At 63.6% G+C, this 640-nt stretch carries 1 protein-coding gene and 1 pseudogene; both read left to right on the top strand.

What is annotated here, in order from left to right:
* A pseudogene (locus tag EOA86_RS37365) lies at nt 1-181 on the top strand (glyoxalase/bleomycin resistance/extradiol dioxygenase family protein); the annotation flags it as partial.
* Nucleotides 181-640, top strand: a 460-nt coding sequence (locus EOA86_RS37360) for a non-canonical purine NTP pyrophosphatase (protein WP_281035750.1), incomplete at its 3' end; no start/stop codon positions are given. The pseudogene EOA86_RS37365 and the gene EOA86_RS37360, both read left to right, overlap by 1 nt.

Here is a 640-nt window from a genome sequence, read left to right as displayed (position 1 = left end):
CGGCCATCTCTGCTTTGCGGCAAGCGCGGACGAGATCGTGCGCTGGAAAGCACATCTTGAGCAGAAGAAGATCGCCATCGAGAGCGAGTTCGAATGGCCGCAAGGCGGCCGCTCGATCTATGTTCGCGACCCCTCCGGCAATTCGATCGAATTCGCCGAGCCAAGAATCTGGGGCATCTGATGCATTCGCTTGATGGACATGAGATCGTCGTCGCCAGCCACAATGCCGGCAAATTACGCGAGTTCGCCGATCTGATGGCGCCATTCGGCATAGAAGCGAAGTCGGCCAAGGAATACGGCCTGCCGGAGCCGGACGAGACCGGCACCACCTTCGAGGAGAACGCCTATCTCAAGGCTTTTGCCGCCGCCAAGGCGACAGGCCTGCCCGCATTGTCGGACGATTCCGGCCTGTGTGTCGATGCTCTGGGCGGGGCGCCCGGCGTCTATACCGCCAATTGGGCCGAGGCTCCGGACGGGTCCCGCGATTTCGGCATGGCGATGCAGCGAGCGGAAGTGGCGTTGCAGGAAGTCGGCGCGGTTGCGCCTGCGCAGCGTAAGGGCCGCTTCGTCGCCGTCATCTGCCTGGCCTTTCCCGACGGCGCGGCCGAATATTTCCGCGGCGAGGTCGAGGGCACGCTGG

Origin of the sequence: Mesorhizobium sp. M5C.F.Ca.IN.020.32.2.1, from assembly GCF_004023105.1 — a bacterium.
GTDB classification, from domain to species: Bacteria; Pseudomonadota; Alphaproteobacteria; order Rhizobiales; family Rhizobiaceae; genus Mesorhizobium; species Mesorhizobium wenxiniae.
This window is presented reverse-complemented; position numbering and strand designations above follow the sequence as displayed.